The organism is Oceanobacillus sp. CAU 1775 (assembly GCF_054482815.1).
Map to the genome: position 1 here is coordinate 1 of NZ_JBTLRO010000002.1, position 13422 is coordinate 13422.

Annotated in this window: 11 protein-coding genes; all 11 read left to right on the forward strand. The window is 35.6% G+C overall.

Annotated features, from left to right (window positions below; translation table 11 throughout):
* The first annotated feature begins 421 nt into the window (after positions 1-421).
* Positions 422-1474 (forward strand): stage II sporulation protein P, encoded by a 1053-nt coding sequence (gene spoIIP / locus ACXYMZ_RS03165; protein ID WP_458946915.1) that lies wholly within the window; start codon positions 422-424, stop codon positions 1472-1474.
* 2 nt (positions 1475-1476) lie between these two features.
* Entirely contained in the window at positions 1477-1770 is a 294-nt protein-coding gene (locus ACXYMZ_RS03170) for a hypothetical protein (RefSeq protein WP_458946916.1), read from the forward strand.
* A gap of 198 nt (positions 1771-1968) precedes the next feature.
* Positions 1969-3777, forward strand: a complete 1809-nt coding sequence (lepA, locus tag ACXYMZ_RS03175; RefSeq protein ID WP_458946917.1) for a translation elongation factor 4 — start codon at positions 1969-1971, stop codon at positions 3775-3777.
* A gap of 94 nt (positions 3778-3871) precedes the next feature.
* A complete protein-coding gene (hemW, locus tag ACXYMZ_RS03180; RefSeq protein ID WP_458947480.1) occupies positions 3872-5032 on the forward strand; it encodes a radical SAM family heme chaperone HemW in 1161 nt (386 codons plus the stop codon).
* Between the two features lie 114 nt (positions 5033-5146).
* Positions 5147-6175, forward strand: coding sequence for a heat-inducible transcriptional repressor HrcA (gene hrcA / locus ACXYMZ_RS03185; RefSeq protein WP_458947481.1), 1029 nt, complete (start codon positions 5147-5149; stop codon positions 6173-6175).
* 135 nt (positions 6176-6310) lie between these two features.
* Positions 6311-6868 carry a nucleotide exchange factor GrpE gene (gene grpE, locus ACXYMZ_RS03190; protein WP_458946918.1) on the forward strand — a complete coding sequence of 186 codons (558 nt, stop codon included), beginning with the start codon at positions 6311-6313 and terminating at the stop codon, positions 6866-6868.
* 30 nt (positions 6869-6898) lie between these two features.
* Positions 6899-8749, forward strand: a complete 1851-nt coding sequence (gene dnaK, locus ACXYMZ_RS03195) for a molecular chaperone DnaK (protein ID WP_458946919.1) — start codon at positions 6899-6901, stop codon at positions 8747-8749.
* A gap of 201 nt (positions 8750-8950) precedes the next feature.
* Positions 8951-10075, forward strand: a complete 1125-nt coding sequence (gene dnaJ / locus ACXYMZ_RS03200) for a molecular chaperone DnaJ (protein ID WP_458946920.1) — start codon at positions 8951-8953, stop codon at positions 10073-10075.
* 255 nt (positions 10076-10330) lie between these two features.
* Positions 10331-11269: a 50S ribosomal protein L11 methyltransferase gene (gene prmA, locus ACXYMZ_RS03205; RefSeq protein WP_458946921.1), complete on the forward strand. Its 939-nt coding sequence runs from the start codon at positions 10331-10333 to the stop codon at positions 11267-11269.
* A gap of 29 nt (positions 11270-11298) precedes the next feature.
* Entirely contained in the window at positions 11299-12063 is a 765-nt protein-coding gene (locus ACXYMZ_RS03210; RefSeq protein WP_458946922.1) for a 16S rRNA (uracil(1498)-N(3))-methyltransferase, read from the forward strand.
* Positions 12060-13406 carry a tRNA (N(6)-L-threonylcarbamoyladenosine(37)-C(2))-methylthiotransferase MtaB gene (mtaB, locus tag ACXYMZ_RS03215; RefSeq protein ID WP_458946923.1) on the forward strand — a complete coding sequence of 449 codons (1347 nt, stop codon included), beginning with the start codon at positions 12060-12062 and terminating at the stop codon, positions 13404-13406. The genes ACXYMZ_RS03210 and mtaB overlap by 4 nt, the downstream gene beginning before the upstream one ends.
* Positions 13407-13422: the final 16 nt, after the last annotated feature.

Below are 13422 nucleotides of genomic sequence, written 5' to 3' on the forward strand. Positions count from 1 at the left end.
AAGTAAAAGAACAATCCTACAGATCAGTCGTTTTTTAAGAGCCTCGTTGTGGAGGCCAGCTTATATCTGGCTCCTGAAAATTGAGGGAAAAGGTGCTTCTTAACTACCAAAACGTCGCTGTCACTCTCGTCTAACTGTAAATAAATCCCAAATGGATGGAGCCACCTTTAATAGGGTATTTAGTTTTTTGGCTCTTTTAGAAAAAAGTTAGTAACTGAAAATTCAAACTATATTAATGCAACACTAGTGACTAGATTTATATAAAATATAAGTTCTATCATTCAGTCTCTATCATAGATTATATTAAGAGAAAGTGAGTGATGGAAATATGTTTTTATCTAATAAAAATAAACAAAGCCAAAAAAGAATCTTTGTCGTAGTCATAGTCACCATTTTGACACTGCTTTTGTCGGTTATGGCGATGAACCAAACAAAGTATCGATTCTCTTCTAATCTTATTAGCTCATGGACGAGTGACGTACATCCTTCAATATTTTTTCACTTATTAACGATGGAAAATAGAGCGTTTGCTGCAGTTGCTGATGACGAGAGTCCATTTGATTCTTTACCAAGTAGAGTTTTTCACTTAATGACGAGTGTGAAACCAAATGATTTTAGAAGTTTACTTGGCAATGAACTTCCTGGTTTTTCAATTTATGATACAGAGATATTAATTGCAGGTGAGGGCACAGACTTTACGAATTTACCAGTCGAATCTTCTTTTCCTCTTGAGGATGTATTAGAGGAAAGAGAAGCAGAGTACGAGAATGACACTGGAGAAGATGAACAAAAAGAAATACCTTCAGTAGATGAGCAGAGAAATGTTGTTTTTATTTATAACACACATAATAGAGAGTCATTTTTACCACATCTACCAGATATAACAAATCCAGATTTGGCGCATCATAGTGAAGTAAATATTACGCTAGTTAGTGAAAGGTTAAAGCAATCTCTTCAAGAGAAGGGAATTGGTGCGATTGTAGATGAAACAGATATTATAGGAGAAGTTCTCGTTCAAAATAATTGGGAGTATTGGCAGTCATACGAAGCATCCCGAGAAGTAGTCAGTGAGGCATTTGCTCAACATAAAGATTTACAATACGCGATTGATATCCATAGAGATGGTATTTCAAGAGATCTAACAACAAAAAATATCAATGGAGAAAACTATGCGAAAGTGATGTTTGTTATTGGTAAGGATAATCCAGCATTTAAGAAAAATTATCAATTAGCTAATAATCTTCATAATCGGCTGAAAGAAAAATACCCAGGTCTTAGCAGGGGCGCCGTTCAACAAGGTGGCTCAGGTAACAATGGAATTTACAATCAAGACTTAACGGAAAATGCTTTATTACTTGAAATTGGTGGGGTTGGAAATACTTTGGAAGAAACGTACCGGACGATTGATGTAATTGCAGAAGTATTTAGCGAGTATTATTGGGACGCAGAAGCAGTTCAAGGAAGCGGGGGGTAAATATGCGTATTATTCTTTTGATATTTGCACTTGCACTTTGTTTCTTTATGGGTGTGCAGCATGGGATGGAAAAACAAGTGAGGCATGTTGCTCCAGTAGAAGACGTAGAAGTAGCTGTGGAAGCTGATTTTAGCGAGTCTGTAGAAAGTGAACTCCCTCAAGCAAGTCAAATGAATATGGCATCTACTCAAAATACTACAGCTTATAAAGCTGCGATCGCACTTGAATCTGTTGTGGATTTTATTTATGAAATTATTGTGCACTTCCTTTATCAAGTTTCGAAATTATTTTATTAAGCGATTAACCCTGATTGAATTTCCTGTTATAATTAACCTCCAAGCGTCGGTTAGAAAGTTGAGATAGTGTATTTATAAGTGTTAAAATGGTATAGTTATTGAATAAATCTAGCTCTATTGCTATAATCAATGCTAGTAATTATCACCGAATTTAATTGCTCTATTATGATAATAGAGTTGTAGGAGTGAACAACAGGAATGGTGAATAAAAATAGAAATGTACGAAACTTTTCGATCATCGCACATATCGATCATGGGAAATCGACGTTAGCTGACCGAATTTTAGAAAATACACAAACAGTTTCTAAGCGTGAAATGAAAGAACAATTGCTTGATGGTATGGATTTAGAGCGAGAGCGCGGAATCACAATTAAACTGAATGCTGTACAACTTGAATATAAAAGTAAAAGTGGAGAAGATTATACTTTTCATTTAATTGATACTCCTGGTCACGTAGACTTTACTTATGAAGTTTCAAGAAGCTTAGCTGCATGTGAAGGGGCAATTCTAGTAGTCGATGCTGCCCAAGGAATTGAGGCACAAACACTAGCAAACGTTTATTTAGCTATGGAAAACGATTTAGAAATCATACCAGTTATCAATAAAATTGATTTGCCAAGTGCTGATCCGGAACGTGTTAAGAAAGAATTAGAGGATGTCCTTGGTATCGATGGTGACGATGTTATCCTTGCTTCGGCAAAATCAAATATAGGGATAGACGAAATCCTAGAAAGAATTACAGAGGTAATACCTCCACCACCTGGTAAGGTTGATGAACCATTAAAAGCTTTAATCTTTGATTCATTATATGATTCTTATCGAGGTGTAATAGCGTACGTTTGTATCAAAGAAGGCTCGATGAACGTCGGAGACAAAATCAAGATGATGTCAAACGGCAAAGAGTTTGAAGTGAATGAAGTAGGTGTATTTAAACCGAAAATCACTGAAACGGATGGACTTACAGTGGGAGATGTTGGGTATTTCACAGCATCAATGAAAGATGTCGGGGATACACAAGTAGGGGATACTGTAACAAATTCTGCTCGTCCTGCTACTGAAGCACTGCCAGGTTATCGAAAATTAAACCCAATGGTATTCTGTGGACTATATCCAATCGATTCTAATGACTACAATGATCTTCGTGAAGCTTTGGAGCGCTTAGAATTAAATGACTCATCCTTGCAATATGAAGCAGAGACTTCACAAGCTCTAGGATTTGGTTTCCGTTGTGGATTTTTAGGATTACTTCATATGGAAATCATCCAAGAGCGTATTGAAAGAGAGTTTGGAATTGACTTAATCACAACTGCAGCAAGTGTTATCTTCGAAGTAGAAAAAACAAACGGTGATAAAATAATCGTAGATAACCCTGCAGATATGCCAGATCCACAAGTGATTGAATCAATTAGCGAGCCATATGTAGAAGCGACTATCATGGTACCAAATGATTATGTTGGCCCCGTAATGGAAATTGCTCAGAGAAAACGTGGCCAGTTTGTAAATATGCAATATCTGGACGATATTCGTGTGAACGTTATTTATCAAATTCCATTATCTGAAATTGTTTATGACTTCTTTGATCAATTAAAATCACATACGAAAGGGTATGCATCTTTTGATTATGAGTTAATCGGTTATAGAGAATCTAAATTAGTGAAGATGGATATTCTCTTAAATAGTGAAACAATTGATGCTTTATCATTTATTGTCCATCGTGATTTCTCTTATGAACGTGGTAGACAAATTGTTGAAAAGCTTAAAAAACTTATTCCACGTCAACAATTTGAAGTTCCTATTCAAGCTGCGATTGGAAATAAGATTGTTTCGAGATCGACAATTAAAGCAGTTAGAAAAGACGTAACTGCGAAGCTTTATGGAGGGGACATTAGCCGTAAGCGTAAACTTCTTGAAAAACAAAAAGAAGGTAAAAAACGTATGAAAATGGTCGGTTCAGTAGAGGTTCCTCAAGAGGCATTCATGGCAGTACTGAAGATGGATGATAATTAAAAGATTATTTTTGGAAGCTTGAAAGCATTTGCTGCTCTCAGGCTTTTCCTTTTTATCTTATACTAAAATTTAGAAGATGAAAGAAGCTGAAGAAATGCCTAATATACAATCTGCATATATTCATATCCCGTTTTGCCAACAAATGTGCCATTATTGTAATTTTGTAAAGTACTTCTATAACGAGGCAAGAGCAACTGACTTTGTTATTGGACTAGGGAAAGAAATGGATAATTATCTGCCAAATAACCATAATGTACTGTCAACATTGTACGTCGGTGGTGGTACCCCTACTGCATTAAATATCGATCAATTAACCATTCTAATGGAGAATATTCATAGAAAGTTTGATATGACAAAATTAGAAGAGTTTACAATTGAAATAAATCCAGGGGATATTGATGAAGAAAAGGCGAAGCTATTAAAAGATTATGGTGTAAATCGGATTTCTTTCGGTGTTCAAGTTATGGATGATCAGATGCTTGAACAATTAGGAAGAGCTCATCGTGTGAAGGATGTTTACGATACAGTGAACCTATTAACGAAAAATGATTTTCGTAATATTAGCCTAGATCTTATCTATTCATTACCACATCAAACAATCGAGCAATTCACCAAATCTTTAGAAGAAGTTTTGGCATTTAATCTCCCTCATTATTCTACTTACTCCTTGCAGATAGAACCCCAGACAGTCTTCCATAACAAATATCGAAAGGGGAAACTGCATCGCCCAAGAGAAGAAGATGAAGTGGAGATGTATCATATTCTTTTAGATCGAATGAAAAAATATGGTTTAGAGCAATATGAGATAAGTAATTTTGCTAAACCTAATCATGAAAGTAAACATAACCTTGCATATTGGGATAATAATTATTTTTATGGATTTGGAGCAGGTGCTTCAGGTTATTTACCAGGTGAGCGCTTCATGAATGTTAAAACTGTACCGACATATCTAAAAAAGTTAGAAGCAAAAGAGAAACCAATCCTTCAAGTAGACAACATTTCATTACAAGAACAAATGGAAGAAGAATTAATTTTAGGACTAAGGAAAGTTAAAGGATATCCTATTGATTATTTTGAAAAAAAGTTCGGCCATACAATTGATAAAGTGTATGGAGAAGAAATAAGGAAACTTGAAAAGAATGATTTGATTATAAGAGAAGATAATAAAATCAAGTTAACAAAACAGGGAATGTTGCTAGGAAATATTGTTTTCGAGGAATTTATTCTAGATGAAGAAAAAGTTTTACATTTATAGAGAATATGATTATTGATAAAATAGTAGTAGTTCGTTGACAAAGATTATTGAATTTGATAATTTATATATAGAATTAGCACTCGGAGGCAATGAGTGCTAACAGAGGTGATCATCATGCTAACTGAAAGGCAACTATTATTACTACAGGTGATTATTGATGATTTTATTGAAACAGCCCATCCAGTAGGTTCTCGAATGCTTGCAAAAAAAGGGACTATTCCTTTTAGCGCAGCAACGATTCGAAACGATATGGCTGATCTTGAAGAATTAGGCTTTTTAGAAAAAATGCACTCTTCATCAGGACGTGTCCCTTCGGAAAAAGGGTATAGGTACTATGTTGATCATTTAATTAAGCCGCATACTAGCCAAAGATATCAAGGGATTGTAAGTAATTTACTGGAAAAAGGTTTTTATGAGTTTGAACAAATTGTGCAGATGTCAGCTGAGGTATTATCTAATTTAACTAGTTATACTTCAATAATATTAGGCCCAGAATTGTTTGAAACCAAGCTGAAGCAAATTCAAATTGTCACCATATCACCACAGATGGCTGTTGCGATATTGGTTACAAACACTGGTCACGTGGAGCATCGTTCATTTACTATCCCAGAAGGTATTAATCCTTCTGAACTTGAAAAACTAGTAAATATGATGAATGAGAAGCTTCAAGGAATTCCTATCGTGAAATTGCAAGGAGTTTTCTATAATGAAATTGCAAAGATGACCCAGCGTTATCTTGAGGATAATCATATTATTCATTATATGAAAGATATATTTGCAGTGGATTCTCCAGTAAAGCTTTATGTGAGTGGGAAATCAAACATCTTAATGCAACCTGAATTTAATGATATTGATAAAGTTCGTTCCTTCTTTCATTTAATGGACCACGAAGAAACTTTAGCAAATTTATTAAAGAATACAACCAAAGGTATAGAAGTTACAATTGGTAATGAAAATGAAAACGAAGCTATTAAAGATTTCAGCTTAATTACTTCGAGTGTTCATAATGGTGATAAATATATGGGAACAATAGCATTACTAGGCCCAACTCGCATGGAATATAAAAAAGTAATATCCCTTTTAAAAGGATTATCAAATGAAATGAATAACACATTCTACATGTGGTACAAGAATAATGAATAAATTTTAAGATGAATTTGGCATTGAGTGGTAGGGAGAAAAGATTAGCTCTCGAACTTCCTACCACAGTTTTTAATGGTTATTTTAAGTATAAAAATGTAGAATGGTCATGGTTAATATTTGGAGGTGTCTCGTGTAATGGAAACAAAAGATCAGAAACAAAAGCAAGAAGAAGTTGAGAACCAAGAAGAAACAGTAGAAATAATCGATAAAGTAGAAGAAACAGAAGCAGAACAAGAGACTGCAGAAAATAGTGAACTAGATGCAGTTCTTAAAGAGAAAGATGAAATCTATAATCGTCTATTAAGATTACAAGCTGAATTTGATAATTTTAAAAGACGGTCGCAAAAAGAAAAGGAAGCAGAACGTAAATACAAATCACAAGATATTGTTAATGATCTACTTCCCGTTCTAGATAACTTTGAAAGAGCATTACAAGTTGAAAAGACAGAAGAAACAGCGGGGCTTATTGATGGTATATCAATGGTTTATCGCCAACTTCAAGAGGCAGTCACTAATAATGGTGTAGAAGTAATTGAGACAGAAGGTCAAGAATTCGACCCAAACTTACACCACGCAGTAATGCAAGTAGAAGATGAAGCATTTGAATCGAACCAAATTGTAGAAGAACTACAAAAAGGTTATTTACTTAAAGATAGAGTTATTCGACCATCTATGGTTAAAGTTAATAAATAATGGAAAGTAGTCAAGGAGGAAATTAGAGTTATGAGTAAAATTATTGGTATTGATTTAGGAACAACAAATTCGGTTGTATCTGTAATGGAAGGTGGGGAAGCAGTTGTTATCCCTAACCCAGAAGGAAATAGAACAACACCATCAGTCGTATCATTTAAAAATGGTGAAAGACAAGTAGGGGAAGTTGCAAAGCGTCAAGCAATTACTAACCCAGATACGATCCAATCTATAAAACGTCATATGGGTACTGATTACAAAGAAACAATTGATGGCAAAGATTACACACCTCAAGAAGTTTCTGCAATTATCCTACAACACCTTAAAGCTTATGCAGAAGACTATATAGGAGAGAAAATTAATAAAGCTGTTATTACAGTACCAGCTTACTTCAACGACTCAGAACGTCAAGCAACTAAAGATGCTGGAACGATTGCAGGCTTAGAAGTAGAACGTATCATTAACGAACCGACTGCTGCAGCTTTAGCATACGGTATCGACCAAGATAAAGAAGATCAAACGATTCTTGTGTTTGACCTTGGTGGAGGAACATTTGATGTATCTATCTTAGATATTGGTGATGGTACATTTGAAGTTGTTTCTACTGCAGGTGATAACAAACTTGGTGGAGATGATTTTGACCAATTAGTGATTGATTATATGGTACAAGAATTTAGAAAAGAAAATGGTATTGATTTATCACAAGATAAAATGGCCACACAGCGTCTAAAAGATGCAGCTGAAAAAGCGAAAAAAGATTTATCAGGTGTTTCTCAAACGCAAATTTCATTACCATTTATTACTGCAGGAGAAGCAGGACCTCTACATTTAGAAATGACATTAACTCGTGCTAAATTTGAAGAGTTAACATCAGAATTAGTAGAACGTTCTATGATTCCAACACGTAAAGCTTTATCTGACGCAGGATATACTTCAAGTGATATTGATAAAGTACTTCTAGTGGGTGGATCAACTCGTATTCCAGCTGTACAAGAAGCAATCAAAAGAGAACTTGGACAAGAACCTTCAAAAGGAGTTAACCCGGATGAAGTAGTTGCTCTAGGAGCAGCAATCCAAGGTGGAGTTCTTGCAGGGGACGTTAAAGATGTTCTTTTACTTGATGTAACACCACTATCTCTTGGTATTGAAACAATGGGTAGCGTGTTTACGAAATTAATTGAAAGAAATACAACTATTCCTACAAGTCATTCACAAGTATTCTCAACTGCTGCTGATAATCAAACAGCTGTTGACATCCATGTTTTACAAGGTGAACGTGAAATGGCGTCTGATAACAAAACACTTGGACGTTTCCAATTAACGGATATTCCACCTGCACCACGTGGTATTCCACAAATCGAAGTTACTTTCGATATTGATGCAAACGGAATCGTGAATGTTCGTGCGAAAGATAAAGGAACAAATAAAGAACAATCAATTACAATCCAATCATCTTCAGGGTTATCGGATGAAGAAGTTGACAAGATGGTAAGAGAAGCTGAAGAAAATGCTGAAGCAGATAAGAAGCGTAGAGAAGAAGTTGATTTACGTAATGAAGCAGATCAATTAATCTTCACAACGGATAAAACGATCAAAGATCTTGGCGATAAAGTTTCTGAAGAAGATAAAGGAAAAGCAGAAACAGCTAAAGAAGAGCTGAAAAAAGCTTTAGAAGGTACAGATATCGAAGAAATTACTACTAAGAAAAATGCTTTAGAAGAACATGTACAACAATTATCTGTTAAGCTATATGAGCAAATGCAACAAGAACAGCAAGCACAAGGTGGAGCTGAAGCTGGTGCAGATGCTAACCAAGCAGATGATGTAGTTGATGCAGATTATTCAGAAGTAGAAGACGAAGAAGATAAAGAAGACAAGAAGTAATCCACTAATCTTTATCTAGCTAATGATTAACATATAAAGAGATTAAAGTTTAATAATAAACAATTAAAAGTCAAAGTCAGGATTCTCTTGGCTTTGACTTTTTTCGGGCAATCTTGATTTCCATAGGTTCATTTGCCAGATGTTTGTTAGTAATGATATGATAAAACCTATGCAAAAGTTCGGCAGGAGAGTGATGAAGTTTTGAGTAAAAGAGATTATTATGAAGTGCTCGGTGTTGAAAAAAGCGCTTCAAAAGATGAAATTAGAAAAGCATATCGTAAATTAGCAAGAACCTATCATCCTGATGTTAATAAAGAGCCAGGTGCAGAAGATAAATTTATCGAAGCAAAAGAAGCATATGAAGTTCTTAGTGATGAACAAAAGCGAGCGCAATATGATCAATTTGGTCATGCAGGAGCTAGTGGTCAGGGGTTTGGTGGCTTCGGTGGTGGCGCCCAAGACTTTGGTGGATTTGGCGACATCTTTGATATGTTCTTTGGTGGAGGCAGAAGTCAAGATCCGAATGCCCCAAGACAAGGTGCGGATTTACAATATAGAGTGACATTAGACTTTGAAGAAGCGATTTTTGGTAAAGAACTAGAAGTAAATATTCCACGTGAAGAAGAATGTGATACATGTCATGGTTCAGGGGCAAAGCCTGGTACAAAACCAGAAACTTGTTCACATTGTCACGGAGCAGGACAGCTTAATCAAGAACAAAACACACCATTCGGTCGTGTGGTTAATAGAAGAGTATGTCCATATTGTGGAGGGAAAGGCCAAACCGTTAAAGAAAAATGTTCGACATGTCGCGGTGATGGTCGCGTGAAAAAGAATAATAAAATTAGTATCACAATCCCAGCCGGAATTGATGAAGGCCAACAAATCCGAGTTGCTGGTAGAGGTGAAGACGGAATTAATGGTGGACCTGCAGGAGATCTTTATGTAGTCGTTGAAATTCGTTCGCATGATTACTTTGAGCGTGAAGGTGATCACATATTCTGTGAATTACCATTAACGTTTACACAAGCTGCTCTAGGTGATGAAGTAGAAGTACCAACTGTCCACGGAAAAGTTAAATTAAAAATTCCTGCTGGGACACAGACTGGAAAGACATTCAGACTTCGTGGTAAAGGTGTTACTAACGTAAGAGGCAGAGGGCAAGGTGACCAACATATTAAAGTTAGAATTATGACACCAACTAATTTAAATGAAAAACAAAAAGATTTACTACGAGAATTTAATGAAATCGGTGGAAATGAAACAACGGAAGAACAAGACACAAATATCTTCCAACGCTTTAAAAAAGCCTTTAAAGGTGAGTAACCTCCAAAGGTGCAAGCACCCGTTTAGCAACGTACAAACTGGAGCGCTTCGCAATGAGATAAAGGAAACACGATGAACGAAGTGAATCGATGTTGACTTATCGCAATGGAGAAGTGTGAAGTTTGATAGTTGCTGGGTGCTGGAGCCAGACGAAACATTCAAAGGCGCAAGCACCCGTTTAGAAACAATTGAAAGCTGCCGATGTGCAGCTTTCTTATACATAAATATAATTCCCAAAGAAATGAGTCGATGGTAATGAAATGGATAGAAATCAGCATTCAAACGACAAATGAAGCGATTGAGTCAATCACTTATATTTTAGATAAGCATGGTTTTAGTGGTTTAGTTACCGAGGACTCTGCAGATTTAATAAAATCTCATCGCTCAACTTTTGGTGAAATCTATGAGTTGAATCCAGACTATTATCCCGAAGAAGGGGTGCGAGTGAAATCTTATATCCAAGACACTCGAAATTTAAGTGAGATATTAGAAAAAATTCAAGCAGAAATTAACGAATTAAAATCATTTGGTATTGATATAGGTCAGAACCAAATTACACAAAATGAAGTTGACGAAGAAGACTGGTCTACAGCTTGGAAGAAATATTATAAACCAGTTAAGGTATCAGAAAATGTAACAATTAAACCAATCTGGGAAACATACGAACCAACATCTCCAGATGAAATTATAATTGAACTAGATCCAGGAATGGCTTTTGGAACAGGAACACATCCAACAACAATGCTTAGTATACAGGCTTTAGAAAAGTATATGAGTGGAAACGAGTTAATTCTCGATGTAGGTTGTGGTTCTGGAATTTTAAGTATTGCAGCTGCCAAATTAGGAGCAGATACGGTCTACGCATATGACTTAGATGAAATTGCGGTTAAAAGCAGTAAAGCGAATATAGCAGAAAATGATCTATCGAATAAAATCATTGTTCAACAAAATAATCTGTTAAACGATATCCACAAGCAAGCAGATTTAATCGTTGCAAATATCTTAGCGGAAATTATTGTAAAATTTGTTGATGATGCATGGGAAAATTTGAAAAATAATGGTATCTTTATAACATCAGGAATTATTCAGGACAAAAAACAATTGGTACTTGATGAATTAGTAAAACAAGGATTTGAAGTGATTGAAATCAAAGAATTAGAAGATTGGGTTTCAATTATTGCGAGGAAGCCTTAAGGATTACTTTGGACAAGTAGGTGAAAACCATGCAAAGGTATTTTATTCTTGATGAAAAGAGCTGGAATGATAATCAAGTGATTATCACAGGTGATGATGTTCATCATATGAATCGAGTGATGCGCTTTAAACCAGGAGATCATATTATTTGTAATGATTCAGAGGGTAAAGCAGCACGATGTGAAATTATTGAAATCGATACACAACAAGTGGTAGTAAACATTAAAGAGTGGTTAGAAAATGATGCAGAGCTCCCAATAGATGTCACTATTGCACAAGGCTTACCTAAAGGTGATAAGTTTGATTTAATCCTACAAAAGGGCACGGAACTTGGGGCAACAGAATTTATACCAACACAACTAGAACGCTCAATCGTCCAGTGGGATAATAAGAAAATCGCAAAAAAAATGCAACGTTTTGAAAAAATCATCAAAGAAGCAAGTGAACAAAGTCACAGAAATAGTATACCTAGCATTCAAGAACCAATGACATTGCAAAGTTTAATCAATATGAGTAGTGACTTTGATTATAAATTATTTGCATTTGAAGACGAGGCAAGAACGAAGGAACACCATTCATTTGCAACTGTTTTAAAACAAATGAAAAAAGGGCAAAGGCTATTAATATGTATTGGTCCAGAAGGTGGATTTTCTAAAGATGAAGTAAACCTTCTAAAAGAAAATCAATTCCAAGCTGTAAGATTTGGACCGAGAATACTAAGAACTGAAACCGCAGCATTATACGCTTTAGCAAGTATTTCCTATCATTTTGAAGAATTGGAGTGGGTAGAATGACAACAGTTGCATTCCATACACTAGGTTGTAAAGTGAACCATTATGAAACGGAAGGAATCTGGCGGATGTTTATGGAAAAGGGTTACGAACGGGTAGATTTCGATCGTAATTCTGATGTTTATGTGATTAACACCTGTACAGTAACAAACTCAGGTGATAAGAAAAGTAGACAGGTCATCCGTCGTGCTGTACGTAATAATCCTGATGCCATTGTCTGTGTTACAGGATGCTATGCGCAAACGTCTCCAGGTGAAATACTGGAAATCCCAGGTGTAGACGTCGTTGTTGGTACACAAGATAGAAAGAATATTTTTAAATATATTGAGGAACACGAAGAAACGAGATTACCTGTAAACGGTGTAAGTAACATTATGAAAAACCGCGTATTTGAAGAGATGGATGTTCCTGTCTTCACTGATCGAACAAGAGCATCTTTAAAAATACAAGAAGGTTGTAATAATTTCTGTACTTTTTGTATTATTCCATGGTCAAGAGGGTTACTTCGATCTCGTGACCCAGAAAATGTAATTGACCAAGCACAAAAGCTAGTAGAAGCAGGTTATAAGGAAATTGTATTAACGGGAATTCATACAGCAGGTTATGGTGAAGACTTAAAGGATTATAATTTTGCTATGTTACTGCAGGACTTAGAAACGAAAGTAGATGGCTTAAAGAGAATTCGCATTTCTTCAATTGAAGCTAGTCAAATTACTGATGAAGTAATAGAGGTATTAGATAATTCTGAGAAGATTGTGCGTCACCTCCACATCCCATTGCAATCAGGGTCAGATACAGTATTGGGACGCATGCGAAGAAAGTATTCTACAGCTTTTTACAAGGAAAAAGTAGAGAGAATTAGACAAGCTCTACCTAACCTAGCGATTACTTCCGATGTGATTGTTGGTTTTCCAGGAGAAACAGAAGCAGAGTTTCAAGAGACATACGATTTTATTAGAGATATCGGCTATGCTGAGTTACATGTCTTCCCATTCTCACGCCGAACAGGGACTCCAGCAGCAAGAATGGATAACCAAGTAGAAGATGAAATAAAAGAGGAAAGAGTACATCGACTTATTTCTTTATCAGACCAACTAGCAAAAAAATATGCTTCTCAATATGAAAATGATGTTCTAGAAGTTATCCCTGAGGAAACGATCGTTAACGCGGACCAACCAGAATTATTAGTAGGATATACGGATAATTATATGAAAGTACAGTTTCAAGGAACACCAGATATGATTGGAAAAATTATTCGAGTAAAAATAACGAAATCAGGTTATCCATATAACGAAGGGCAATTTGTTCGCGTAATGGATGATGCTACACATGCACTTGTAAAATAATCTTAAGTGAGGGATT

Excerpts from the sequence above, each read along its gene's own strand:
- prmA (WP_458946921.1), top strand. The coding sequence starts at position 10,331 with ATGAAATGGATAGAAATCAGCATTCAAACGACAAATGAAGCGATTGAG.
- lepA (WP_458946917.1), top strand. The coding sequence starts at position 1,969 with ATGGTGAATAAAAATAGAAATGTACGAAACTTTTCGATCATCGCACAT.
- ACXYMZ_RS03210 (WP_458946922.1), top strand. The coding sequence starts at position 11,299 with ATGCAAAGGTATTTTATTCTTGATGAAAAGAGCTGGAATGATAATCAA.
- dnaK (WP_458946919.1), top strand. The coding sequence starts at position 6,899 with ATGAGTAAAATTATTGGTATTGATTTAGGAACAACAAATTCGGTTGTA.
- grpE (WP_458946918.1), top strand. The coding sequence starts at position 6,311 with ATGGAAACAAAAGATCAGAAACAAAAGCAAGAAGAAGTTGAGAACCAA.
- hrcA (WP_458947481.1), top strand. The coding sequence starts at position 5,147 with ATGCTAACTGAAAGGCAACTATTATTACTACAGGTGATTATTGATGAT.
- spoIIP (WP_458946915.1), top strand. The coding sequence starts at position 422 with ATGAACCAAACAAAGTATCGATTCTCTTCTAATCTTATTAGCTCATGG.
- hemW (WP_458947480.1), top strand. The coding sequence starts at position 3,872 with ATGCCTAATATACAATCTGCATATATTCATATCCCGTTTTGCCAACAA.
- ACXYMZ_RS03170 (WP_458946916.1), top strand. The coding sequence starts at position 1,477 with ATGCGTATTATTCTTTTGATATTTGCACTTGCACTTTGTTTCTTTATG.
- mtaB (WP_458946923.1), top strand. The coding sequence starts at position 12,060 with ATGACAACAGTTGCATTCCATACACTAGGTTGTAAAGTGAACCATTAT.